22 protein-coding genes are annotated in these 23,881 nt (G+C 53.5%); 3 read left to right on the top strand and 19 right to left on the bottom strand.

Annotated features, from left to right (window positions below; all coding sequences use genetic code 11):
• Positions 1–16 precede the first annotated feature (16 nt).
• The 11 genes from KP806_RS02125 to KP806_RS02075 form a co-directional block, all read right to left on the bottom strand.
• The gene (locus KP806_RS02125) at positions 17–1,957 is read right to left on the bottom strand and encodes a stage V sporulation protein D (protein ID WP_224721896.1); all 1,941 of its coding nucleotides are present in this window, start codon (positions 1,955–1,957) and stop codon (positions 17–19) included.
• A 137-nt stretch (positions 1,958–2,094) separates the two neighbouring features.
• Positions 2,095–4,386, bottom strand: a complete 2,292-nt coding sequence (locus KP806_RS02120; protein WP_224721895.1) for a penicillin-binding transpeptidase domain-containing protein — start codon at positions 4,384–4,386, stop codon at positions 2,095–2,097.
• Positions 4,387–4,397: 11 nt separating this feature from the next.
• Positions 4,398–4,790, bottom strand: a complete 393-nt coding sequence (gene ftsL, locus KP806_RS02115) for a cell division protein FtsL (RefSeq protein WP_224722411.1) — start codon at positions 4,788–4,790, stop codon at positions 4,398–4,400.
• 23 nt (positions 4,791–4,813) lie between these two features.
• Positions 4,814–5,764 carry a 16S rRNA (cytosine(1402)-N(4))-methyltransferase RsmH gene (gene rsmH, locus KP806_RS02110; protein WP_224721894.1) on the bottom strand — a complete coding sequence of 317 codons (951 nt, stop codon included), beginning with the start codon at positions 5,762–5,764 and terminating at the stop codon, positions 4,814–4,816.
• Between the two features lie 30 nt (positions 5,765–5,794).
• Positions 5,795–6,232: a division/cell wall cluster transcriptional repressor MraZ gene (gene mraZ, locus KP806_RS02105; protein WP_224721893.1), complete on the bottom strand. Its 438-nt coding sequence runs from the start codon at positions 6,230–6,232 to the stop codon at positions 5,795–5,797.
• Between the two features lie 145 nt (positions 6,233–6,377).
• On the bottom strand, positions 6,378–7,388 hold the full coding sequence (locus tag KP806_RS02100) for a DUF4349 domain-containing protein (protein WP_224721892.1): 1,011 nt from the start codon (positions 7,386–7,388) through the stop codon (positions 6,378–6,380).
• A 178-nt stretch (positions 7,389–7,566) separates the two neighbouring features.
• Positions 7,567–8,829: an adenosylhomocysteinase gene (locus tag KP806_RS02095; protein ID WP_224721891.1), complete on the bottom strand. Its 1,263-nt coding sequence runs from the start codon at positions 8,827–8,829 to the stop codon at positions 7,567–7,569.
• Positions 8,830–8,876: 47 nt separating this feature from the next.
• Positions 8,877–10,523 (bottom strand): bacillithiol biosynthesis cysteine-adding enzyme BshC, encoded by a 1,647-nt coding sequence (gene bshC / locus KP806_RS02090; protein ID WP_224721890.1) that lies wholly within the window; start codon positions 10,521–10,523, stop codon positions 8,877–8,879.
• Between the two features lie 142 nt (positions 10,524–10,665).
• Positions 10,666–11,067, bottom strand: a complete 402-nt coding sequence (locus KP806_RS02085; protein WP_224721889.1) for a DUF3397 domain-containing protein — start codon at positions 11,065–11,067, stop codon at positions 10,666–10,668.
• Between the two features lie 26 nt (positions 11,068–11,093).
• Complete coding sequence (locus KP806_RS02080) at positions 11,094–12,050, bottom strand: ketopantoate reductase family protein (protein WP_224721888.1); 957 nt, start codon at positions 12,048–12,050, stop codon at positions 11,094–11,096.
• 105 nt (positions 12,051–12,155) lie between these two features.
• Entirely contained in the window at positions 12,156–12,806 is a 651-nt protein-coding gene (locus KP806_RS02075; RefSeq protein WP_224721887.1) for an RsfA family transcriptional regulator, read from the bottom strand.
• 266 nt (positions 12,807–13,072) lie between these two features.
• On the opposite strand from KP806_RS02075, the gene KP806_RS02070 reads away from it, so the two are divergent.
• Positions 13,073–13,309 carry a DUF2626 family protein gene (locus KP806_RS02070; protein ID WP_224721886.1) on the top strand — a complete coding sequence of 79 codons (237 nt, stop codon included), beginning with the start codon at positions 13,073–13,075 and terminating at the stop codon, positions 13,307–13,309.
• A gap of 86 nt (positions 13,310–13,395) precedes the next feature.
• On the opposite strand, the gene KP806_RS02065 is transcribed toward KP806_RS02070, so the two are convergent.
• The gene (locus tag KP806_RS02065) at positions 13,396–14,553 is read right to left on the bottom strand and encodes a class I SAM-dependent methyltransferase (RefSeq protein ID WP_224721885.1); all 1,158 of its coding nucleotides are present in this window, start codon (positions 14,551–14,553) and stop codon (positions 13,396–13,398) included.
• 85 nt (positions 14,554–14,638) lie between these two features.
• Between KP806_RS02065 and KP806_RS02060 the strand changes: the two genes are divergently transcribed.
• On the top strand, positions 14,639–15,736 hold the full coding sequence (locus KP806_RS02060) for a coiled-coil domain-containing protein (RefSeq protein WP_224721884.1): 1,098 nt from the start codon (positions 14,639–14,641) through the stop codon (positions 15,734–15,736).
• A gap of 53 nt (positions 15,737–15,789) precedes the next feature.
• On the opposite strand, the gene KP806_RS02055 is transcribed toward KP806_RS02060, so the two are convergent.
• Together KP806_RS02055 and KP806_RS02050 are read right to left on the bottom strand one after the other, a co-directional pair.
• Entirely contained in the window at positions 15,790–17,085 is a 1,296-nt protein-coding gene (locus tag KP806_RS02055) for an extracellular solute-binding protein (protein ID WP_224721883.1), read from the bottom strand.
• Between the two features lie 146 nt (positions 17,086–17,231).
• Positions 17,232–18,566 (bottom strand): PhoH family protein, encoded by a 1,335-nt coding sequence (locus KP806_RS02050; protein WP_224721882.1) that lies wholly within the window; start codon positions 18,564–18,566, stop codon positions 17,232–17,234.
• A gap of 118 nt (positions 18,567–18,684) precedes the next feature.
• Here KP806_RS02050 and KP806_RS02045 point away from each other — a divergent pair, with 118 nt between their 5' ends.
• Entirely contained in the window at positions 18,685–19,221 is a 537-nt protein-coding gene (locus KP806_RS02045; protein ID WP_224721881.1) for a YhcN/YlaJ family sporulation lipoprotein, read from the top strand.
• A gap of 412 nt (positions 19,222–19,633) precedes the next feature.
• On the opposite strand, the gene KP806_RS02040 is transcribed toward KP806_RS02045, so the two are convergent.
• The 5 genes from KP806_RS02040 to KP806_RS02020 form a co-directional block, all read right to left on the bottom strand.
• On the bottom strand, positions 19,634–20,554 hold the full coding sequence (locus KP806_RS02040; protein ID WP_224721880.1) for an LCP family protein: 921 nt from the start codon (positions 20,552–20,554) through the stop codon (positions 19,634–19,636).
• A 140-nt stretch (positions 20,555–20,694) separates the two neighbouring features.
• Complete coding sequence (locus tag KP806_RS02035) at positions 20,695–20,967, bottom strand: hypothetical protein (RefSeq protein WP_224721879.1); 273 nt, start codon at positions 20,965–20,967, stop codon at positions 20,695–20,697.
• Complete coding sequence (locus tag KP806_RS02030) at positions 20,964–21,275, bottom strand: YlaH-like family protein (protein WP_224721878.1); 312 nt, start codon at positions 21,273–21,275, stop codon at positions 20,964–20,966. The genes KP806_RS02035 and KP806_RS02030 overlap by 4 nt, the downstream gene beginning before the upstream one ends.
• Before the next feature lie 152 nt (positions 21,276–21,427).
• A complete protein-coding gene (gene typA, locus KP806_RS02025; protein WP_224721877.1) occupies positions 21,428–23,269 on the bottom strand; it encodes a translational GTPase TypA in 1,842 nt (613 codons plus the stop codon).
• A 40-nt stretch (positions 23,270–23,309) separates the two neighbouring features.
• Positions 23,310–23,792, bottom strand: a complete 483-nt coding sequence (locus KP806_RS02020) for a hypothetical protein (RefSeq protein WP_224721876.1) — start codon at positions 23,790–23,792, stop codon at positions 23,310–23,312.
• Positions 23,793–23,881: the final 89 nt, after the last annotated feature.

The following is a 23,881-nucleotide window of genomic DNA, read 5'->3' as shown; positions in this document are numbered from 1 at the left end:
TTAACTACCATTATAGTCAATGGGTGTGGGATATATTATCATCTTCGCCTAAATAGATACGGATTGTGGAGCCGCGATCGACGCGGGTACCTGCGGCCGGCGCCTGACGGATGACCGTCTTGCCGGAGCCGGCGGTCGTCAGGTTAAAATTCATGTTCAAATCCTCGTAAAGCTCGGCCACCGATTTCCCCACCAGATTCGGTACGGTTACGATCGGCGTTTCGCCGTATTTATAATCGCGCTCGATTTGCTTCTCGCGCGGGGGCACTTCCAGAATCGACAGGGCGTCCTCCATAATGTTGTGGACGATCGGGGCAGCCACCACGCCGCCGAATTGAATGCCTTCCGGGTTGTCGACCGCTACGTAGATGACGATTTGCGGATCGTCTGCCGGAGCAAAGCCGATGAACGATACGATGTGCTCATTCGGCGAGTACCTTCCGTTGATGACCTTCTGCGCCGTTCCCGTTTTGCCGCCGACACGGTAGCCGTCGATAAATGCGTTTTTCCCCGTTCCTTGGGCTACGACGCTTTCGAGCGCCTCGCGCACCTGCTTTGACGTTTCCTCGGATATGACTTTGCGGACCGCTTCCGGTTCGACCGTCTCAACGGTTTCGTTCGTCTCGGGGTTGATCCAAGCCTTGGCGACATGCGGCTTATACAGCGTTCCGCCGTTGATCGCGGCCGACACGGCCGCAATTTGCTGAATCGGCGTCACGGATACGCCTTGGCCGAAAGCCGTTGTAGCGAGCTCGACGGGGCCGACCTGGCTTAGCTTGAACAAAATCCCGTTCTCCTCGCCTGGAATGTCGATGCCGGTTTTCGTGCCGAAGCCGAAATTTTTAATGTAATCGAACAGCTTTTCTTTGCCCAGCCGGTTGCCTAGCGTCACAAATCCGGGGTTGCAGGAGTTTTCCACGACTTCAAGGAACGTTTGGCTGCCGTGGCCGCCTTTTTTCCAGCAGCGCAGCCTTGCCCCCCCGATCTCGATGGCGCCCGGATCGAAAAATCGCTCGTTTTTCAAGTCGACTTTTTTTTCCTCCAAAGCGGCCGCGAGGGTAATAATTTTGAACGTGGAACCCGGCTCGTATGTCATCCATATCGGCAGATTGCGGTTATAAACCTCGCTTGCGACCTCGCGGTACTTATCCGGCTCGAAGGTTGGACGGCTCGCCATGCCGAGTATTTCACCGTTATTCGGATCCATCGCAATCGCGATGATGCCGTCAGGCTGAAGCTTGGTCATTGCCTGATCGAGCTCCCGCTCCATGACCGTCTGAATGTTCTGGTCGATCGTCAGCTGCATCGTCAGCCCGTCCTGAGGAGCGTTATACGTATCAGTAGTATTCGGAATGAGTCGTCCCGCTGCGTCCGTCATGAACGAAACGCTGCCCTTGATTCCGCTCAGCTCCTTGTCGTATTTGGCCTCGATTCCGGTCAAGCCCTGATTGTCGATGCCCGTGAAACCAAGCACATGAGAGGCCAGACTTCCGAACGGGTAAAACCGTTTATTGTCCTCTGCTACAACGATTCCCGGCAGCGCCAGGTTACGAATTTGCTCGGCTTTGTCGATCGTGATTTTACGGCCGCCCGATCCTACTTTGACGACCATTTCTTTTTTCTTAATATTTTTTAATATTGTATCGACGCTCATATCCAGGAGCGGAGCCAGCGCTGCCGCCGTGCTTTCCTTATCCTTGATCTGCACCGGAATCGCATATACCGTAGGAGAGCTCACATTATAAGCCAGTTTGACGCCGTTGCGGTCTATGATTTCCCCGCGTTTGGCCATATACGGCACATTGCGCCTCCATGAATCCTCGGCCTTGTCCGCCAGCTCTTCGCCCGTCCACAGCTGTACGTACCCCAGCCGGAAGCATAAAGCAAGAAAAGCGGCGCCGCCCAATATCAAAATGATGAATAAGCGGCGCCTTACTGTTACATTGGATACCTTCATTCCCCGTTCCCCCTCCGCCCAGCGAAATTCCGAAAGGAGCGTATGCTGACGCTCATTCCAAGCCTATTCGGGACAAGCGGAGGATAGAACAAGCTCTGGCTGGACCGGGTTCAGATGTCTTAGCCGGCCCATTTTCTTTATTGTTGTTGAACGGCGCTTTCCGCGCTGCCGCCGGAGTCCTCCGGCTTTGATTCGCCTTCAGATGCGGCATTCTGGCTTTCGCCGCCTTCCGTCGCCGTTTCGTCCGCGGTACCGGCGCCTGCGTTCTCTTCCGCTGTTGCAGCCTGAACGGCGGCTTCCTCCGGCGGTGCGAGGACGACCTTGAGCACCTTTACGTTGTTCATCGTCTCTTCCGTCTGGGACACGACATAGCCCTGTCCTTCCGGAATGAGGCGAATGCCGATCAAGGACGTTATTTCCAGTGCATCCCTGAGCGATACGCCGGTTAAATCCGGAATCGTCAGCTTGTCCCTCTGTTCTGTAATCAGATAGACGCGCTGCGTCGGATGCACGATGGAGTCTGCCGGCGGAATCTGCTGAATCACGGTATTGCCGTTGCCGACCTGCTCGGATGTCATTCCTTTTACCTTAAGCTCCGACTTCGCTTGCGACAGGCTCATTTCGGTTACGTTAGGAACGGCGACCGACACTTCGGCCTTCCCAGCAGCTTCGTCCGTTTTGTAGCTTGGTGCCACGCCCATTTTGCGCAGGCTCTTCAGTACGATTTGCTTAAAGGCCGGAGCGGCAACCTTACCGCCGCCTACCAATGGATCGTTCGGCTCGTCAACGACGATATACACGACGATTTTCGGATTTTCAACGGGCGCGTAGCCGATAAACGATACGACGAATTTGTCGGTCGCATAGCCGGTGCCGACAACCTTTTGCGCCGTACCGGTTTTGCCCGCCACCCGATAACCTTCAATATAAGCGTTTTTACCCGTGCCGATCTCCTGGTCGGATACGACCTGCTCCAAATATTCGCCCACCTTGCGGGACGTTTCCTCGGAGATGACCTGGCGGATCACCTTCGGCTCTACTTTCGTCGTCGTCTTCGTAACGGGATCGATAAATTCTTTTACGATTTGCGGCTGAAGCAGCTTGCCGCCGTTGGCGACGGCCGCGACTGCGGCAACCTGCTGGATCGGCGTAACCGATACCCCCTGTCCGAACGTCGCGTTCGCAACCTCGAGAGGATAGCGCAAATTGATCCGGCCGCTTAATTCGCCGCCGAGCTGGATGCCTGTTTTTTGGCCGAAGCCAAATTGAGAAATGTATTCCTTGAATTTTTCCTCTCCCAGCCGCTCGTAGCCGAGCTTGACGAATGCGACGTTACTCGAATATTTCAAGCCTTCCAGGAAGGAGATCGTACCCCAGCCTTCACGCTTGATGTCGCGAATTGCTCTTGGTACGCCCGGAATGGAGATACTGCCCGATTTGTACATCTCATTCGGATTAAACAGCCCCTCCTGCACCGCTGCGGCGAGCGTCACGATTTTGAAGGTTGATCCGGGCTCGTACAGCGACTTGACCGCATGATTGTAAGATCCGGCATTGTTTTTCCAATACACGTTCGGATCGTACTCGGGCATATTAGCCATTGCCAAAATTTCCATCGTATTCGGATCGGCGGCAATCGCCGTCGCGCTTTTCGGAGCGTATTCCTTGACGATTTCCTTCAGCGCTTCTTCTACGTAATTCTGAATATCGCCGTCTATCGTAAGCTTCACGTCCTGGCCGTCCTCGGCAGGCTGGTAATCAACCTCGCCTTCCGCCAGCTGTACGCGCTTACCGTCCTTCTCGTACGTAATATGGCCGTTTTTTCCGCTGAGCTGCTCGTTAAAGAAGGCTTCCACGCCCGTCATCGCATTGCCGTCCTTATCGATATAGCCTACCAATTGCGAAGCTGTTTCGTATCTAGGATAAAAGCGTTTTAATTGATCGTACATATAAATGCCGACATTGGACACCTTGTTTTCCTTCTCAAGCCCGTTCCTGAATTCCTCGATTTGATCGGCAACCTGCTTGTCGATTTGCCAGCCTCCATTGCGCACTTCTCTTTGACTTACGTATTCCCCGTTTTCTTTTTTGGCCGTCACGTGCGTTCGCATCGCCTCCTCGGACATGCCGAGGATATCGCTCAAGCCTTCAATGACTTCATCCGCTATGTCGAGCTCGTGAATGAGCTTCGGATCCACCGCGACGTTATATGCGTACGTATCCATCGCCAGCATGTTGCCGTTACGGTCCGTAATGGTGCCCCGCTTGGCGACCAGCTCCTCGTTCGCAGACCACCGTTCCTTGGCTCTCTCATACCACTCTGCGCCCTGCACGACCTGAACGTAATAGATTCGGCTTACTAAAATGAGAAAAAGGAGGGTCATTACCCCTCCAAAAAACAACGTACGCATCCGCATTCTTTTTTTCATCGTTCATCACCCTATTCACGCATAGCCGACGTGACTTCGTCTCCGCCGGTGTTCACCATAATGCCGCCTTCCATTGTGCTTACCATCCCTTGCGTTTCCGCCAGCCTGCGGATCCGCTCCGGATCGCTCAGCATCTCAACTTGCTTCTTCAAATCTTCCAGCTCGACATTCACAGCCTGATAGTCGCTGTTCAGCTGTTTAATTTCCAGATTCATGCTGTAAATTTGTGCGTAACGCGAAATAATAACGCCTGCGACGATAACGCAAATAACAACGGTGAACATATACAACAGCTTCTCCTGTACGGGCAATGACTTCCGGGTGACAACGACACGTTTCTTCTCCTTAATCTCAGGCTGCCGGTCCTGCTTTCGTTTCGGCTGCAGCGCCAAATTACCATTCACGTACGCCAATTCAAATCCCCCTCTTACAATTTTTCTGCTATTCTTAGCTTTGCCGACCGAGCGCGCGGATTAAGCTCCAGCTCCTGCTCGCCGGGCACGATGGGTTTCCGGTTAACCAGCTTGACCGAGCCGCCGCCGCCGCATACGCAAAGCGGAAAATCCGGCGGACAGGTGCATTTCTCCACAAACTTCGCAAATATTTGCTTGCAAATCCGATCTTCAAGCGAATGAAACGTAATGACGGAAGCCCGTCCTCCGGGCTTCAAGCAGCGGATCGTCTGCTCAAGCGCATCTTCCTCCGCGCCGAGCTCGTCGTTGACCGCTATGCGCAGCGCCTGAAACGAGCGTTTGGCCGGATGGCCGCCGGTTCTTCTTGCCGCCGCCGGAATGGAGAGCTTAACCAGCTCCGCCAGCTCACCCGTTGTTTCAATAGCCGCCTTTTCTCTCGCCTTCACAATGTTGCGTGCGATCGATCTCGCGAACTTCTCTTCGCCGTAGCGGTCGAGTATGCGAGCTATTTCGCGTTCTTCCCACGTGTTGACGATCTCGTGGGCGGTCAAATCGCCTTCGCGGTCCATCCGCATGTCAAGCGGGGCATCGTGGTTGTAGCTGAAGCCGCGTTCGGCTTCGTCAAGCTGCGGGCTCGACACGCCCAGGTCAAACAAAATGCCGTCCACCTGCGGCACGCCGTCCTTCATAGGAACGCCGCAGCCGCTAAGCTCCTGCTCTAAATACCGGAAATTGCTTTTGACCAGCGTCACTTTATCCATGTAAGGAGCCAGCTTAACGCGAGCATTGTCCAGCGCCCAGTCATCCTGGTCGAATGCGATCAGCCGCCCTCCTTCGCCTAGACGGGAAGCTATGAGCCCGCTGTGGCCCGCTCCCCCAAGCGTGCAATCGACGTAGATGCCGTCCGGCTTGACGGCGAGGCCGTCAACCGCTTCCTCCAATAGCACTGTAATATGCTGAAACACGCTTCAGCCCTCCCGTTCTGGTTGTCTGTTCTAGAAGTTAAAATCGAAATCGACAAGCTTCTCCGCGATTTCATTAAAGGCTTGCTCCGATTGCTCGTAATAGCCGTCCCAAGTTTGCTTGCTCCAGATTTCAACGCGGCTGGATACCCCGAGCACCATGCAATCCTTGTCCAGCTTCGCATATTCGCGAAGATGGCTGGGTATGTTTACCCTTCCCTGTTTGTCTAGCTCGCATTCGGTCGCCCCGGAGAAGAAAAACCGGGTAAACGCGCGCGCATCGGACTTCATAAGAGGCAGAGATTTCAGCTTCTGCTCCAATACGCTCCACTCGCTCATCGGATATACGAACAGACAGTTGTCCAAGCCGCGGGTGGCAATGAACGAAGCTCCTAACGATTCGCGGAATTTGGAAGGAATGATGATGCGGCCTTTTTCATCAATGCTATGTTGGTATTCACCCATAAACATATAACCGCTCCACCTTCTCCCCTAAATCCACCACTTCGCTCCACTTTCCCCCACTAAGATACAGTAGTTCGCCACCTAAAATAAAAATCCTGCTCAAAGAGCAGGATTTTTTGAAAATATTTCACTCTATTAATGATTATCGGCCTTAACCTTGCGATTCCCCATCAGGCTGACTCTGCGGCGCGGAAGGACGGTTCAATGCTGCCGCCGCTTTCGCCTTTTTCCTCCTCAGCCAAATGATCGGCGCTGCGATGACGGCGAGCGCGATCAGTACGGGCAGCGCACCCGCCACAAAGATCAGAAGCAGCTTCACGCCTTCCCATACGTTCCTCGTATTGTCCGTCAGCGCCTGCAGCATTTTGCCTCCCAATCCGTCATCCGCAGCAGACAGCTGCTTGACTGTCTGATCCGTCTGATACATGCTCAGCTCGACGGTCGAGAACGCAACGTTGTTGTCCAGATAACGAAGTCTGCCTTGAATACGTTCGATTTCCTCCTGCACCTGTCCGATCTGATCCGAAAACTTGAGCAAATCGTCGGCTTTCGTCGCTTTATCCATCATCTCGAGCAGCCGCGCCTCCACCAGCTGCTTCGCTTTCAGCCTGGCTTCCAGATCCACGTACTCCTCGGACACATCCTTGCCGCCGATATTCCTCTCGAAGCTGCGGTGTTCGATTTGCTCGACAAGATCGATAAACGGCATAAACCCGGCTGCCGGCACCTTAATCGTATAGCTTGAGCCAATCTCCCCGTTATAGCGCGTATCCTGAAATTGTAAAATGTAGCCGCCGCTTTGCGTGATTGCACTGCGGAGCTTCCCTGCTGCGGCGGCCAAATCATCCACCTTCATTGTCAGGTTAGCCGTATAGATGATCTTCTGGTTAAAAGCTTCCGCGCCGGCCAGCGTTTCCGCGGCAATGCCGCCGGCGCCCTCGGACTCACCGCCCGACTCGCCCCCTGAAGCGGTTGTCGCCTCCTCGTCCGCCGCGTTTCCATTGTAGGGCGCCGCCCCGCCTACAGACCCGGAGCCGTTTGCCGTGCCTCGCTCCGACTGCGCCTTCGAATCGTCCGCGTTGCCGGCCGAACAGCCGGCAAGCAAACCGGCCAGGAGCAAGAAGACGAGCCATACATAAACCGATTTTCTCTGTTTTTTCAAAAAAATCCCCCCTATATGCTGTTTTGTAGATACAGACGGAGGATGACAAAAAAAGGTTACAAACATTTAAGACGGGTAAATCTGCTCAAAAGAAAAAAGCAGGATGCCCAGTGAGGGACCTGCTTTTTCCGGTTGCAAAATTCGACCCGAAGCTTGTTGCTAGGATATCCGTGTATGGTTAAGCTTCCTTCCAGCTTTCCAGGTATTCGATTTGCTCCTTCGTCAACGTGTCGATGCCGAAGCCAAGCGACTGAAGCTTAAGTCTCGCGACCTGCTCGTCAAGCTCGTAAGGGACGTTAACGACCTTGCTTCCGATCGATTTGTAATTCTCGTTCACATATTTCAAAGCGACCGCCTGCAGGGCAAAGGTCATATCCATAATTTCGGCCGGATGGCCGTCGCCTGCCGCCAGGTTCACGAGACGTCCTTCCGCCAGCAAATAAATGCTGCGGCCGTCCTTCAGCTTATATTCCTCGATGTTGCGGCGAACGGTACGCACGCTAGCCGATAAAGCCTCGAGCTCCGGCTTATTCGCTTCGACGTCGAAGTGTCCCGCATTCGAAATAAGTGCGCCGTCCTTCATGACCTCATAATGCTCGCCTCGGATGACATCCCGGTTGCCAGTAACGGTTACGAAAAATTCGCCGATTTTCGCCGCTTCCGCCATCGGCATAACGGCAAAGCCGTCCATATAAGCTTCCACCGCTTTGATCGCGTCGACTTCGGTTACGACAACGTTCGCTCCAAGTCCTTTCGCGCGCATCGCCACCCCTTTGCCGCACCAGCCGTAGCCGACGACGACGACGGTTTTGCCGGCCACCATCAGATTCGTCGTCCGGTTAATGCCGTCCCATACCGATTGTCCCGTGCCGTACCGGTTATCGAACAGATGCTTGCAGTAAGCATCGTTCACCGCCACCATCGGGAACTTCAAGGTTCCTTCCTTCTCGATCGCCTTCAGACGGATAATGCCCGTCGTCGTCTCTTCGGCGCCGCCTCGCAAATTCTCGCCCAGCTCAGGACGCTCGGAATGCAGGATGGTCGCAAGATCTCCTCCGTCGTCGATAATCAGATCGGGCTTCCATTCCAGCGCCTTGATGTTAAGGGCCTTGAACTCTTCTGCGCTCGGGTTGTATTTCGCGAACACGGTAATTCCGTCTTCGACAAGTGCCGCGCACACGTCGTCCTGCGTCGAAAGCGGATTGCTGCCGGTAATTGTCACTTCCGCACCGCCCGCTTTGACAACCTTGGCCAAATATGCCGTTTTCGCTTCCAGATGCAGTGCGATCGTCACCTTCAGCCCTTTAAACGGCAGCTCCTTCTCGAACTGCTCCCGGATCGTGTTCAGCACCGGCATATGCGCCTGCACCCAATCGATTTTCAATTTGCCTTCTGGAGCCAATCCGGCGTCCGCGATAATACTGTTCTCTGCTGCACTCATACTGGTTAAAACCTCCTAAATGATAGTAATCAAACGGGTTCCGCGGATTATAAATAAACGATCTGATGCCCGCCTGTGCGGCTGTACGGCGCTTCGAGCAATTTGTCGAGCCATGCTGTCTGATACCGGTTCCAGTACGCGGTCATGTTCAGAACGCGCTCCTGAGGCTTGCCTTGCGGCTTCAGGGAAAGCTGAATGCGGTCCAGCTGGCGGGTCGAGGCCTCGAACTGCTTGTTGAAGGCATCCACCGTCTTCGAGCCCATATAATGAATTTGTTCCATAATTTTTTGGAGATTCGTATCTCCCAGCTTCGCAAGAGACGGCTGCACGCCGGCTGCCAGCTCCAGTAGCGGCTTGTAAAGCGTCGCGAAGACTTCGCCGGCTTCGGCAAATCTTTGCTCGATGGACAGGCCGTCCTGCTCTTTCAGCCACTCTTTTCTCCGTTCTTCAAAACGCTCCATGACATCCGCGAAGGATAGGCCGTATTTATCCATATGCTTCGCTACCGTACCCTCAATCATCGTATAGGACATTCTCGGCACAAGGATCGGCATTTCCATCCCAAGCGCCTTGAACGCCTCCCCCGTCAGCGCCCAATAGGCGATTTCGCCCGGTCCCAGCACGGCCGCCAGCACGGGGAACAAATAATCCTGCATAAGCGGCCTCGTCAGCACGTTGTTGCTCAAGCGCTCCGGATGCTCTGCCGCGATTCGCTGCAGCTCCGCCTCCGTCAAGCCGACCTGCTCCTTCCGGTCCCGGAACAAGCCGTCGCGCTTATGAAGCAGCAGGCGCTCGCCGCCGCTGTCCTGATCGTCGAACAAAAATAAATTGGAGCTCCCGGGCGTTACATCCGCCTGCAGCGTATACCCGAGCTGCTTCACCCGCTCTGCTTGTGCGCGGTATGCCTGCTCAAGCTCGTCATTGCGCTCGATTAATCTTGCGAACATCGGCGCTTCCAGCCTGCGCACTCCCGGATCGTCAGCGTCCATCAGCACCAGGCCATGCGCGCCAAACAGCCGGCTTAGGATCATGGCGAACATATCCGACAGGCTCCCGGCCTGCTCCGTCATGCTGCGCAGCTCATCCAGCAGCGCGGGCTTAAACTCGGAGTGGGGCAGCGTCTGCTCGAGCTCGGTCAAGAGCTGCTCCCATTGCTCCGCGGATATGCGCGTGCGGCTGACGGATGTCCGGGCGCCGTCCGGACGGGAAGCCGCCAGCTTGCGCAACTCCTGCTCGGCACTGATTAAATAGGCGTGATTGGCTTCATCCCAGTCATGATCCTCGCCTGCGATCCAAAAGACAGGAACGACCTTACGGCCAAGCTGCTCGCCCGCTGATTTCGCGGCGGCGATAATCGACACCGCTTTGTGGATGACGAGCAGCGGACCGGTCCATAAGCCGGCCTGCTGACCTCCGATTACGACCGGCGCCCCCTCGGCCAGCGCGTTGATCGACGCACTCACCTCCGGGGACGACGCTCCCGCTCTTTCATTATAAGCACGTAGTGCTTCCGATAGCTTCGCGGCCTCCGCACGCACGCCGCCGCTTTCTTCCAGCCGTTTCAGCCGTCTATCCCAATCCTGCTCCGCCCCTGCATGATAGCCGTAGATCGCTTCCAGCCGGCTATCCGTCCGATGTATGTATGCCTCTGTCAAAGGCTGGGCGCTCGACAGTAAATATGTTTCGTTTCTCATAGCGCAGCCTGTAACCTCCCGCTTGTAAGCCGACCTAGCAGCCTCAATGAATATCGATTCCAACGTAATTGTACACAAAGCCAAGGCTGCCCGTCAAAGCAAAAACGCCTCTTATCCAAGAGACGCTTTTCGGAAAGTGCTATTAAGCCATGCCGGTGAACATCATTTTGCCGAGGCCGATAACCATAAATAAGATGTAGAGGATGCTCATCGAGAAAAAGCCTAGTCTCCAAACGGTACGGAAAATTTTTTTGGCATCGACGCTGCCGCGTTTCCTGAATTGGGCGTTTCCGAGCAGGCCCGCTCCGATCAGCATAAACAACATGATCCCGTAAAAGCCAAACCGGCTGCCAAAAATCGTATCAAACAAGACAGCCACACATCCGATCAGAAAGACGGTTGTAATATCCATCGCAGCGCGAAACGCCTTCTTCCAGTCGCGTATCCAGGCCCAGTATCCGAATAGGATAATAGCGAACGGGATGACGGGTATGACAGCCAAATAACCGTATAAATGGGTAATGCCAGTCCAGATGATCCCCAACCCTCTTCAGTCCCCCTATCGGGCATTCAATCCAGTGCGTGTACGAGCTCGACAATTGCTTGATTAAGCGGCGCCGCCAGCAGGAGGTTCTCTGCCATCCTTACGATTTGACCGTTAATCGAATCGATTTCCGTCTTCCTTCCGGCCCTTACATCGCTGAGCATCGATGACACGTTGCCGCCGGTCCTTTCGCAAACTTCCTCGATCAGCCGCCATCCATCCTCCCGGATCTTCATTCCGGCCGCGCGAAGCACCGTCTCCGTCTCCGTCAGCAGCGCCTTCATAAGCCGCTTGCGCGCCGGATGCTGCGGAAGCTCCCCGTTCGTGACATCGAATAGAGCCGTAAGCGGATTAATGACCGCATTGATCATCAGCTTTCGTAAAATTAGACTTTCCATCTCTTTCGACAGCGAGGAGGCAAATCCTGCCGATTGCAGCATGGAAACTAACATTTTTTGCTGATTTTCGAGCATATGATCCGCTTTTCCCTCGTTTTCTTTCCAAGGACCGAGCCAGGTGTCTCCCGAGCCCGTATGCCGCACGCTGCGGGGACCCAGCCTCCTAGCTCCTTCCGTTGTTACGGCGGCAAGCACCGGCGCTTCACCGGTCCTGCTTTTGATCCGTTCCAGATGCCCGACTCCGTTCTGCAAGCTGACGATCAACGTGCTAACCGGACATGCGATCATCGCAAGCCGCTCAAGCAATTGTTCGTCCACATCCGTTTGCTTCACCGTCAGCAGCACGGTACGGCCGGTCCCGTTCTCGTCTTTTATGTGCTGCCCGGCATTGCCGATCCAGCTGCTCTTCACGCGCACGGCCCTGGCGGCGCTTCCGTCCAAAGGATGCAGCTCGATTCCATCTTCCGCGAGCTCTGCAGACTGCTCGCTCGTACGCGTCCATATACGAACATCGGCACCGGCTTCCGCCAAACGCCCGCCGAATAATAATCCGATTGCTCCTCCGCCAATCACATCAATCCGCATAATCTGCCCCTTTCACGAATATCGTATCAAAGATGTCCGAACCGCCGCAACAGCAAGAGAGGCATGCCCGTAAGCGGCATGCCTCTCTCATTCGAATATGATAACCTATTCAATCCGTTCCAAATTGCCGTTCGCATCCATCTTAAATCGCGGCTTCGCTTCTTCTTCGTTCGTCAGTACCGTCAGCCTTCTGGCACGGTCCATAATTTGAATCAGCGTTTTGTAGTCGTCGTTGACAGCCCGGTAGTCGGTCTGTACGTTATTGACTTCTTTGGACAATCTTTCATTCTGCTCGCGCAGACGGTAGAGCTCTTCCTCTTTGTCTTTCAGGTCTTTCTCGAACATTTTAATTTGGCGCGTCAAATCCTGATAGGTCGTCTTCCAGCCGCGCAGAAACCGGATAACGGCATCGATCGATAAACCTTCCTCCAGAGAACCGCTATCCGGCTTGAACGTTCGTTCATCGGATTCAAATACGGCTATGGATGAAACATGCGGCGTTGCAACAACCGTTTGCTTTTTCAAATAGTTGCGTTTTTGGCGCTGCTGCTTTGCAATTTGTATCGCATCCTCATACCTTTTGCGGACGCAGCTATTCCACCGGAAACCGCAAGCCGCGGACGTGCGTCCGATTCTTTCCCCTACTTCCTCGAATGCTGCAAGCTGTGTGCTTCCTTCGCGAATATGGCGTAGCGTAACCTCGGCGAGTATTAAATCGTCATCCGGACTCCACGCATCTTGTCTAACTGCTGTCATGCAATGAAAACCTCCTAACGTAAAGGCGCTTACTTTATCTCTATGCCCTTGGTAGAGTTCATAGAATCTATTGGATACTAAATTGTATATCCATTTTTTTAAGCACTCATACATGTTTGAGGTTTTAATTGAGCAAACTGAAACCGATGATTGATGACAGCGGGAAAAAGTTTGCGAATTCGTCACGGTTGCAGGTTTACACCAATTTCTTCTGACGTTATAATGATCATTAGAAAAACGGGTCGCTGCGAAAGGGGGATGTTATCATGGCACGCATGTATCGGGTACTTGGTTTTTGGACCCTGGTAATCGGACTAATGGCTTTTGCAGGCCACATGACGGAATTTGCGTTATTGTTTTTCGCGCAAGCCGCTGCTTTCGTATTTCTGGGCTACTTGAATTTCTCCGAAAGAACTTACATAATTATGTTCTGGGGATATATGGTGATTTCTTTCGTAGGATTCACGTATTGGTCTGTTTTCAAAATGGACTTGCCTTTCTAACAAGAAAAGGCTTGCTTGATACAGATGCAGAAAATTAAAAAGGTGCCATTCCCGCCTGGGAATGGCACCTTTTTAATGAAGGACTATTAAGCATCCAGCACCATCACCTTAAACGCTTCGCTCATCTCGTCGCTCAGCAGCAGCTGCCTCACCGCTCTGTTGATCCGTGCCGCTTCGCCGAACGGATCGGAGCCGTCATGGCTCTGCAGCAAACCGAGCACTCCGTTGTCCAGCAAAAACTGCTTTTGGGTCGTATAGCCGGCAAGCTTCCAGCCTGCATCCTCCGCCGCTCGGCGGACGAATGTGAACGGAACATGGGACGTTATATCCTGCACTCCGATCCGTACATAAGGATTTCCGCTTGCCTGATGCTTCCAGTAGCACATCAAGGTGCCTAATCTCCGATGTTCGGCAGCGTATTCTTCCGCCTCATGCCCGTAATCGATCAAGACAAGCCGGCCGGAAGGCATATCTCCGCGAAGCCGCTGCAGGAAGTCATAAGCCGCCGCATGAACCTCCGTTCGCTGTCCTTCCTTCAGCGAAATTCCGTCACTTTCGAGCCAATGTACCAGACGAGGGTCCGTAACAGGCATATAGACCTCATAAAAGCCCTGCTCTTTGCTCCACCCTACTCCAAGCTCGACTAACTCTCCATCCTGCATGGCCACCCGGTGTACCGGAAACGCATCGAGCAGCTCATTGGCGAGCACAAGCGATTTCCGCTTCAGTATTCCGCTGTCCCATGCCTCTTTGGACGATAGCAGCAGCGGTTCGGCGCATTCCCGTCCGGCAAGTTCCCGATAGCTCCGTTGCACCGCTTCCCGGTGCATAGGATGGTCTTCCACGAGCACACTGCTGAACCTGCTCTCCCAGTTCATGTCAAGCGTCCGGCCGGCAGCGGCGATTTGAGCGGACAGTCTGCCCGTTCCCGCCCCCCACTCCACGAGCTGTATTTGAGATTCCTCAGCATTGGCATAGGCGAGCGCATATCGGGCCAGTACTTCGGCCATTATGGCTCCGATTCCTGAGCTCGTATAAAAATCGCCGTTTTTTCCGATTCGGACAGGACCCGAGCGGTAATAGCCGTATTCGTCATCATACAGGCAAGCTGCCATAAATTCCTTGAACGAGATGCAGCCGACCGCTCGAAGCTTTCCTTCCTTGTCCTGCTGCCAGCCCTTATCGACCGAAGCGCTTATTCGCTTCTCAAGCTTCGTTGCGAGTTCGTTTGTCTTCGTCATCATATCATCCCTTTCCCAAATAAAACTCTGCTAAGATATAATAGAAGGTATTGCCGCATAAACTAGTTGCTGAGGAGGGAGGATGCCGTTGATCGTAAACGTTAAGCGAAAGCCAGTCGCCCTTTCTGCTGCAATGATGCTTTTGTACATGCTCCTGCTGCTTCGGCTTCCCGCTTCGGCCGAGCCTGCCGGCGAGGAAGACGAGATCCATGCTCTGCTGGAAAAAAGCCTTTCCGTCATTGAAATCGACAAAGAAATCGTCCGCATTCAAGCACAGAAGGAACGTTTGCTGCTTGAAATGACTGATGCCGAAAAGGAGCTTGGGCTTCAAGAGCAGCTCATATCGGACAAGCAGGAAGAGGCAGGCCGGGTCGTGCGGGCTTATTATATGGGAGAGCGGGATTTCGTGCTGACCGCGCTGCTGTCTTTTAATTCCATATCCGAGTTGTTGCAGATGCTCGACTATGCGGAAATTATTTTGACCAATGACAAACGCACTTTAAATTCATATACCCGGCAATACCGGAGCATGAAGGAAGGCTATAGCCTGCTTGAAAAGAGAAGCAAGGAGCTCGATGAGGTTGAACAGCAGCTTCAGCTGCAGAAATCCCGCGTCCTGGCGCTTGAGAAGCAGCTGGACGAGCAGCTGAACGGCCGGTCGGATGCCGACAGGCTGCGACTGCTCATGAATGAGCTTACCTCCTTCTGGGAAACGGCTGGCATGAACGAGGTGAAGCAGTATTTCCGCGCGTTATCCAAAGCGATGAGGCAGCTGCCCGGCTGGGTGCAGGAGAACAAGCAGCTTCTGGAAATCAAAGGTTTCCAATACACGATAACCGTGCCTGAGGATGATCTGAACTCGTTCCTGCGCGAGCAAAACGACATTTTTCATAACTTTTCCTTCACATTCGAAGACGGCAAAGTAACTGCACAAGGAAACCGCGATAATATGGAAATAAGGGTAACCGGACATTATACGATAGAGAACGAACCGAAGAACGGCATCATGTTTCACGTCGATGAGCTGTTATTTAACGGCTTCTCGCTTCCGGATACGACGCGAAGCGCGCTGGAAAAAGAGTTTGACCTCGGCTTTTATCCTGATCTGATCGTATCCTTCCTGAAAGCGAATGAAGTCGACATGAAGGACGGCGAGCTTAAGATCAAGCTCAGCCTGAAGCTGTAACGGAAAGAGACTGTCCCCGCATATGAAAGACGGGCAGTCTCTTCTTATTGACCTTAGCCGGCATCGCGATTGCGCAGCGACTCCACAAACGCGTCCAGATGCAGGCCGTCCTCCGAAAATTGCCGCCACTGCCCTTCAAGCTGCAGCCACTTATCCGGCCAATCCGGGTCGGCATGCGGCAGCTGGTCGTCCGGCTGCTTCTCCTCCAGCACCTTCTTCAGCCATGCCGGAGGCGCTTCCGATTGATCTGAGATGGAGCCGACGCCCGAAGCATACAAGGATGCGCTTACAGGAAGCCGTCCAAAACGTTCATAGGTCGTCCGCTGATGGTGGATATCCGTCATCTCGCCGATCCACAGCATCGCTTCTTCCTCCGCGGCGCTGCCCGATGAAATGACGAAGCTTCGGCCGTTCAGCCATGAGAAATTCAGATGCTCTTTGTCGACGATTAGCCCCTTCTGGACGGCGGTGCCCAGCTCCCTGTATACATGCCACGGTAAAATAGCCGCGAGCAGCTTCCCTTCGCGGAACGCTTTCTTCCATTCCGGGACCGAAGCCGTATCCAGACGGCTTATATGAGCTTCCATCGATTGGAGCCACAGAAGCTGCTCCGACTGGCTGTCATTCGGCGGATCCAGATTAATCAAATTCGACTGCTCCGGCTGAAATCTTGCAATCCACCCTAACTGCTGGATATAATCCCCGCCGCTCCAATTCAGGATGTTTATCTCGCTGTCGATTCCGATCAAGGCTGCCGCAGCCTGCTGATAAGCCGTCCAGTCTCCCGGCGGCTCCTGCAGGCCCGCCTTCTCGAGCAGCGCCCGGCTCCAGACGACGAGATACGGACTGACATCCTTCGGCTTGCCCCACAAGTAACCGTTCCATTTCAGCGGCTCCAGCAATCCGGCCATTTGATCGGCTGTGGCATCGCCGGTAACGAGACGGTCAACCGCTTTCAAATAACCCTGTACCGCGAACGGCTTCACAAATCCGTTGTCAAGCAGCATGACGTCGGCCGCCGCACCTTGCTGGCTCTGCCTTTTCCATAGACCGTAAGCGGACCGCAGCTCCTCTTCATTCGTCAGCTTCACTTGAATATGCGGATATTTCATCATAAATCGCTGGTTCGCCTGCTGAAGCAATCGGAATTGATCCTCCGGAAGGGAAACGTTTACATGAATTTCCGCAAGCCTGTCGGGATGGGTCTCGCTGGACGACGGCTGTACGACGGAGCCGGCAACCGGATTTCCCTGATTGGAGGGGCTTGAGCTTCGCGATAACGGGACAAGCAGCAGAGCGGCAAGCAGCAGCACGCCTACGAGGAGCGGCACATATTTTCTTGGAGACACCGCTTTCTTCCTTTCCGCAATCCATCTTTTAAAAACAGGATAACAATAATCTTGCAGCTTGTCCAAAGGAACTTTGAACCCGGCTCATGGCCGCCGCAGCAGCAAAAGGTCCCCCTCGGCGCGAGGAGGACCTTTCGCATTATGCGCTACAGCAAATCCGCGGCAAGCTGCGCCAGCTTCGATCTTTCGCCCTTTTCGAGCGTCATATGACCGCTTGTTCCTTCTCCTTTAAACCTTTCCACGATATGTGTCAACCCGTTGCTGATCGAGTCCAGATAAGGGTGGTCGATTTGCTCGGGATCGCCCATCAGGACGATTTTACTTCCTTCCCCGACCCGCGAGACGATCGTTTTCACTTCATGCTTGGTCAGGTTTTGCGCTTCGTCGATAATGATGAACTGGCCTGGGATCGATCTGCCGCGGATGTACGTGAGCGCCTCGACCTGAATGCTGCCCATGCCCATCAAAATTTTGTCGATGTCCCCTGCTTTTTTCGTATCGAACAAGTATTCCAGATTATCATAAATCGGCTGCATCCACGGACGCAGCTTCTCTTCTTTCTCGCCCGGCAAATATCCGATATCCTTGCCCATAGGGACGACGGGCCTTGCGATCAGCAGCTTTTTGTACTTATGCTCGTCTTCCGTCTTTAGCAGCCCGGCTGCGAGCGCCAGCAGCGTCTTGCCCGTCCCCGCCTTGCCCGTAAGCGTTACTAGCGGAATGTCGTCGTTCAGAAGCAGCTCAAGCGCCATCCGCTGCTGCGCATTCCGGGCCGTAATGCCCCATACCGGATCGTTGCTTAAAAATAACGGCTCCAGTCTTGCACCGTCCTGGCTCACTTTCAGCAGCGCGGACTTCGAGGTTCCCATCTCATCTCGTAAAATAACGAATTCATTCGGATTAAGACGTATCGTCAAATGCAGGTTATTCACGGTGAGGAACCGGTACGTATAAAATTCGTCGATTACGGCAGGATGCACATACAGCGTCATATATCCCGAATAGAGGTCCGAGGAAACGACGACGCGGTCGGACAAATAATCCTGGGCTTCCAGCCCAAGCACATCGGCTTTAATTCGGACCAGCACGTCCTTGCTGACCAGCACGATGCCCCGCTTTTCTTCTTCGCTTTCCTCTTGCTCCAGATGATAATTCAAGGCAACCGCAAGGATCCGGTTATCGTTGGACATTTCACCGAACATTTCCTGAACGCGCATGAAGCTCCGGTGATTCAGCTCCACCTTGAGCAAGCCGCCGCTCGGAAGCGAAATGCCCTCATGAAGACGCCCTTTTTCTCTCATCTTGTCGAGCAGACGGGAGATGGACCGTGCGTTGCGGCCTAATTCGTCAGCCAGCCTCTTCTTGGAATCGATTTCCTCCAACACGACCGCGGGAATTATGACTTCATTATCGTCGAAAGCGAATATCGCTTGCGGATCATGAAGCAGCACATTAGTATCGAGCACGAATATTTTTTTCATGAGAACCCTCCCGGCAATCGGATATTCTTTAGAAGGCATACATAGCCTCGCATTGCTGCGGGTAAACTATGGCGAACAAGCAAAAGAATTATTTTCGATGAAAAAAGAGGTGGAACACATGCTCAAATGGCTTACTTCGGCGATCATTGTAGCGATTGTAGCGACAGGCTGCAGCACCGCCGCACGTAATGAAACATCACCCTCTCCACAGAATAATGGCCGCATGCAGGCCCGGCAAAACGTTCCCCGCGCGTTAGACTACAACAATTCGGAGGGAGTAGCCGCGCATTTGGAGCAGCTGGCCAAAAGAATCGAAGGCGTAACGGACGCTCACTGCGTCGTTCTCGGCAATACGGCTATCGTCGGCATTGATGTGGATGCCAAAATGGAACGGTCCCGCGTAGGCACAATCAAATATTCGGTAGCCGAAGCGTTCCGGAAGGATCCTTACGGCATCAACGCCGTCGTAACGGCCGATATCGATCTGGCGCAACGGCTGAACGAGATTGGCGACGATATTAGGCTCGGCAGACCCGCAGCCGGGTTTGCCGAGGAGATGGCGGACATTATGGGCCGCATCGTCCCTCAAGTGCCGCGTGACGTAAAACCGCAGGAGATCGAGACGCAGGAAGCGCCAAGAATAAACAATCGTTAGCAAAATCCCGCCGCTTTATGCGGTTAGGAAAAAATATTGAGCATTCGTAAAGACTCTTTAAAGACACAAAAAGCCTAGTGAAAAAATCACTAGGCTTTCTTATAGGGTCGGACACTTGTACATTCGCACAGTCCGCCTCTTTTTTGGTCACACTTCTTGCTGTACCCGTGCCAGTGGACAAGCGTGCGCCGCTCCACATTACGGTCCCCGGATCAAAACCGCTCAAGGCCCGTCTGCCAGACTCCGTATTGCCCTTATTCGTTAGAACGAAGGAATGTTTCAGAAAAGCTGCAATTTCTTGTACTCTTCCTGCTGCTACGGATTCGGTCACTCGCATGACCTCCTTCTGAACAGAATCAAAACTCGGTAGCTGTAGAAATATTATACTTAGTTTATTAGCTACCGTCTATGGTTATTCAGCCATTTTTGCCTGAAGGGCGGCACGCGCCTCTTCCAGCTTCGCTTCGTCCAGATAGACGTACGGGCTTCTCCAGGTCCCTTCGAGCGGAATAAACGTAACGTCGCTGCGGCTTATGCCGAAATACTCGGTCATCATATTTCTGATCTCGCTTCTCGGCATGTTCATCGTCATATTGTTGCCGACCGCTTCGATAACCGAGCCGATTCTCGCAGCGCCTCCGAGCGATTTCAGCTTGTCGACCAACGCGCCAATCACATCGCTTTGGCGTTTGTTCCGCTCGAAATCGCTGGACATGTTCGTGCCGTCATTGGACTGCCTGTAACGGACGAAGTCGAGCGCCTTGTCACCGCTCAGCACCTGCAGGCCGGGCTGCAGATCGATATCGGTTCCGTCGGCGGTATCCCTGTATTTCATGCGCATATCGACATTTACTTCTACCCCGCCCAAGGCATCGACAACATCCGCAAAGCCTTGAAAGTTAATGACGGAAGCGTATTTCACGTCGATTCCGAACAGCTCGCTCATCACCTTGCTGACTTCCTGCTTTGCATCCGCGTAAGCCGTCTCCTTGTCCTTCCCTTCGTTCAGGAAGGCGCTGTAGAAATTGGCGTAAAAAGCGTTCGCTTTCCGCGTCTTGTAGCCTTCTACGTCAATCCGCGAATCCCGCGGAATCGAAACGACCGTAGCCGATTTGGTGTTCGGATTAAATGCGGCAACCATCATGACATCCGTATTCAATCCGCCGCCGTGGGAACGAGAATCGAGTCCCATCAGAACCATGGCCACCGGTTTTTCTTTGACTGATTCTCCGGCCGGAATATCTACCGTATCGTTATCCACACCGATTTGGGAGATGGCGTCGTCCGCTTTGTAAACGACATAGGCGAGCCCTGCCGCAATGATAAGAAGCAAACTGAAAAATATCGCAAAAATCGTTTTGAATATCGAGCGTTTTTTTGGCGGTTTTTGCTTTTTGGGCTTAGACGGACTCCGGCTTCCCGACCTGGGAGGTAAGGATGTCTTATCTTGACTCATAGTTTCCACCTTCAAGCTCAATTGTATTTTGGATTGGAATCGATATCGGCGAGCAGCTGCATGGCGTCTTCGCGCGGAAACAGCTGAAGCTTCGACCGGCCGTCCTTCTCATATCTTACATGCATCATCGTGTCGTCGGAACCGGCCACTTCAAATCGCGTCAATCCGTGATCCTCGGTCAAGATCTGCTCAAAAAAAACAACGGTGTCGAGCGCGGCCCGGTCCTCCGGCCGTGCATCCGCCACCAGCCTGATCTGCAGCCAGTTAAACAATGCGGCTTCGAGCTTCATTTACCCGAATCCGCCTTTGGGGATGACGGGCCTGCCGCCTTGTTCCCTTTCCATTTGTCGTACAGCTGGCGGCCGCGCAGCATCAGCATCATGAGTACCGCCACGCCCATACACTGGATGATCGGCAGCTTATCGACCTGCAAGATCATTAAAATAAACGATCCGAACGCAATTAATGCGTATACGAGAATTTCCTTCAATATCGGCAGCTTCTGCTGAGGCCGGAACACCTTGTTGAATATGTAAATGGTGAAGCCCAGGATCAGCAAATAAGAAACCAGCATATGGTCGCTTAGCCATGCTTGCATGCCGAGTACCTCCTTTATTATAAGAATTCGTCAGTCCGATTGTCCCGGAAATGAATAAACTCTTATCTTTCAAGTATATAAATTCTTTATATTTTTAATAAAACGTAAGGCTTCGCGAGCGCAAAGCCTTACGTTTCGTGTCGTCCCTTTTCTTAAACGCCGGATTGTGCAGTCTTGCGGTGCTTCTCCGCACGCTCACGTTCGCTCTTGTTCAAAATTTTCTTGCGCAGGCGAATCGATTTCGGCGTAATTTCACAATACTCGTCGTCGTTCAAATATTCGAGCGCTTGCTCAAGCGAGAACAGACGCGGAGTCTTCAGCTTGACGGTATCGTCCTTGCCTGCGGAGCGCACGTTGGAAAGCTGCTTCTCCTTGCAGATGTTGACGATAATATCGTTGTCGCGGTTATGCTCGCCGACGATCATGCCTTCATAAATTTCGGTGCCCGGCTCCAGGAATTGGATGCCGCGGTCTTCTACGCCAAGCATGCCGTAGAAAGTCGAAGTGCCGTTCTCGCTCGCAACCAGCACGCCTTGGTGACGGCCGCCGACGCCAGCCCCTGCAAGCGGGCCGTAGCTGTCGAAGGCGCTGTTCATGATCCCGTAGCCGCGAGTCAGCGTGAGGAACTGAGTGCGGTAGCCAATCAGGCCGCGCGCCGGAATAATAAACTCCAGGCGAATCTGGCCGTTGCCGCTGTTGATCATGTTGACCATTTCCGCTTTGCGCGTCCCCAGGCTTTCCATGACCGCTCCCATGCTTTCCTCCGGCACGTCGATCAGCAATCTCTCGTAAGGCTCCTGCTTTTGTCCGTCGATTTCCTTGATGATAACCTCAGGCTTCGAAACCTGCAGCTCGTAGCCTTCGCGGCGCATATTCTCGATCAGGATGCCGAGATGTAGCTCGCCGCGTCCCGATACGATAAAAGCATCAGGGCTTTCCGTCTCGTCTACGCGCAGCGCAACGTCCGTCTCGAGCTCCTTGAACAAGCGCTCGCGCAGCTTACGGGAGGTAACCCATTTGCCTTCGCGGCCCGCGAACGGGCTGTTGTTTACGAGGAAGGTCATTTGCAGCGTCGGCTCGTCAATCTTCAGGACAGGCAAAGCTTCCGGATTCTGAGGATCGGCAATGGTCTCGCCGATGTTGATCTCCCGGATCCCTGCGACGGCAACGATATCGCCGGCGCCCGCTTCTTCGATCTCAACGCGCTTCAAGCCTTGAAAGCCGAACAGCTTCTCGATTCTCGCCTGCTTGGTTGCTCCCTCGCGCGTCATAACCGATACGGATTGTCCTTGGCGGATGATGCCGCGGTTGACGCGTCCGATAGCGATACGGCCCAAATATTCATTGTAATCGAGCAGCGTCACCAAATATTGCAGCGGCTGCGTTACGTCTTCCGTCGGCGAAGGAATATGGCTGACGATCGTCTCGTACATCGCCTCCATGTTCTCGTCCTGCTTCTCCGGATCGAGGCTGGAGGTTCCCATCAGCGCCGATGCGTATACGACCGGGAATTCCAGCTGTTCATCGTCTGCGCCCAGCTCGATAAACAGGTCGAGCACTTCGTCGACGACCTCGGACGGCCTTGCGTTAGGACGGTCGATCTTGTTCACGACGACGATCGGCGTCAGCTTCGATTCAAGAGCCTTGCGCAAAACGAATTTCGTTTGCGGCATGCAGCCTTCGAAGGCATCGACGACGAGCAGAACTCCGTCAACCATCTTCATGATCCGTTCAACCTCGCCGCCGAAGTCGGCATGGCCCGGCGTGTCCACGATGTTGATCAGGTAATCCTTGTAATTAATCGCGGTGTTCTTCGCCAAAATCGTAATGCCGCGTTCGCGCTCCAAATCGTTGGAGTCCATCGCGCGCTCCTGTACCGCCTCGTGCTCGCGGAACGTTCCGGATTGTTGAAGCAGCTTGTCGACCAAAGTCGTTTTCCCATGGTCAACGTGGGCGATAATCGCGATATTGCGTAAATTCTCTCTTGCTTGCATAACTAATAATCCACTCCAATTGTTTTTAATTTATTTCTTCTTACCAACGTCTGCGCTTGCCAAGCATCATCCAGGCCCCCGCCCCAATCAGCACCGCCGCGATCGCGTAAATTCCCCAGCTCCACAGGAGAACGAGCACGATGAACGCGGCGGACGCCGCAGCCAGAGCGATCGATGACGTAAGCAAGATGCGTTGTCTGGATGAACCGAACAAATAATATTCGTAAAGGCCGGCAGCTACACCGAAAATAAACAGCGGCCACAAATATTTCAAGCTATCCCATCCAAATAGGTTGCAGACGATGAACAGCAGGGCGTAGACGATGAGCATTCCGCCCGGAACGAGCACAATCGCCGGCGCCAATCTTCCGAAATACAGCACATGCAGCAGCAATCCCGGAATGAGGACGAGCAGCGGCCAAAAGATCGCTCCCAGAAAACTGAATACTCCCAACTTGCCCAGCAAAATAACGACCCCGGCTAACAGCAAAATAATTCCAGCGGAATATTTGTTATTAGACATGCGCTTCCGCTCCTTACAACGCCATTCGCATATACCGACGAAAGACGACAGTTTTTATCTATACTAGTTTAATGGAAGTGGACCAAAAA

This window comes from Paenibacillus vietnamensis (genome assembly GCF_020169515.1).
Lineage (GTDB): Bacteria > Bacillota > Bacilli > Paenibacillales > Paenibacillaceae > Pristimantibacillus > Pristimantibacillus vietnamensis.
This window is presented reverse-complemented; position numbering and strand designations above follow the sequence as displayed.